The organism is Salinispora sp. H7-4 (genome assembly GCF_013416675.1).
In the GTDB taxonomy this organism is placed as follows: domain Bacteria; phylum Actinomycetota; class Actinomycetes; order Mycobacteriales; family Micromonosporaceae; genus Micromonospora; species Micromonospora vitiensis.
The window spans coordinates 2,470-3,988 of the sequence record NZ_JABZED010000005.1 but is presented as its reverse complement, the minus strand read 5'-3'; the positions used below and the strand labels follow the sequence as shown (position 1 = coordinate 3,988).

The window sequence follows — 1,519 nt, the reverse complement described above, 5'->3', positions numbered from 1 at the left end:
TTGGCTTCGTCGGGTAGGACGTAGAGGTCGTCGCCGTGTTGTTGGACGCTGAAGCCGCCGGTGGTGTCGTCGGGTTGGTCGACCTCGGTGAGGGTTTTGCCGTCGGGGAGGGTGCGGACGGTGACGATGTCGCCGGTGACCAGGGTGACGGTGTGCGTTTCCGGGGTGGTCGCGGGTGTGGCGATCGTGTGTGTGCCGGTGACTGTGCCTGCGGGTGTGGTTGTCGGGGGTGGGCCGGCGGTCGCGGCGGCGGGATGGATCGCGGCGGCGGAGGCCGTGATCATCCCGGCCGCGACGACCGCGGCGATCAGCCGCCGTCGATGTGACCCGCTGGTGGTGAAGGGTCCTGGATGGGAAGACATGGCACGGTTTTACCGTCGATCGTCCGTTGAATGAACAGCTAGCGGCCGGCGGGTAACCGCCACGACGTCACTCCGCCACCGCGTGACAGCGACTCCACTGCCGGGCATCACGATCGGTCCGGCGGAAGAAGAGGGGCTCTTCGTGCGGCACATTCGTCTGCATTGGGTTGGGCCTGGCAGGGGTCCCCGGGACATGTCGGTTCGGGGACCCCTGCCGGTTTTGGTCAGCGTAGGCCGTAGGCGCGGATGAGTTCTTGTCGGATGGCGAAGCCGGTGTCGGTTTCGGCGGCGGCGCGTACGGAGATGAAGCTGTCGGGTTGCTTCGGTAGTTTCAGGGTTGCGGTGTGGCGGTTGTTGTCGCCCGGGGTGAGGGTGATGGGTTGCCAGGTGGTGCCGTCGTCGTAGGAGACCTCAAGCCCCACCGCGGTGATGGTGCCGGTGCCGGAACCGCCCGGCTGCGGCCTGGGGGTGATGCTGATGTCTTGGGACGTGCCCGCCTCGACGTCGCCTCGTAGGTCGGTCTCCAACTCGTAGTCGAGCTGCAGCAGCGTGATCGGTTCCGCGGAGCCGGGGTCGGCGTCGTTGGTGCTGGAGATGAAGTCCCACTCGGTGTGGGTACGGGTCGACAGCCCCCACTCCTCGGCTGGGCGCGATGCGTCCAGCACCAGCCGGTACGGCAGCGTCCCGGCCGGAACCTCCTTGCCATGCAGATCAGCGCGATTCGCTGCCTCGTGCAGCAGGGTCTCGCCCTGGTAAAGGGCGATGTTGGTGGTCGGCACCGAGTCAAAGGGGTGAAGTCCGATGTAGTCAAGTTCGGCGCTCGATGGGCTCCAGGGCTGCGGGTAGAGAGTCATCCGATTCTGGTATCGGCTGTTTTGGACAAGGGTGCTCTGGTTGAAGGCCGGTCGGATGGCGGGGGCGAACCAGTCCAGCCGGGTGGTCGTGCCCTTGGCGTAGGTGCGTACGTCCGCCGCGACGTAAAGGTCACGCTGGACGTGGGTCTCGTGCCAGTCGATCCCTGGGGTGACCCATTCGGTGCGGGTGCCGGGGTGCCACTCTGGCTCGTACGTCCCGAGCACGGTGCCGAGGGTGCTCTCGGCGCGGTAGCCCTCACCAATGGTGTCCTGGACGGCGTGGTGGCGGGCGTCGATTCGGGC

Annotated in this window: 1 protein-coding gene and 1 pseudogene; both read right to left on the bottom strand. The window is 67.0% G+C overall.

Features of this window, described 5'->3' with window-relative positions:
- The coding region (locus H0524_RS24480; protein ID WP_255435816.1) for a hypothetical protein at positions 1–362 on the bottom strand (362 nt) is incomplete at its 3' end.
- 224 nt (positions 363–586) lie between these two features.
- Positions 587–1,519 (bottom strand): annotated as a pseudogene (locus tag H0524_RS06300) (peptidase S8); the annotation flags it as partial.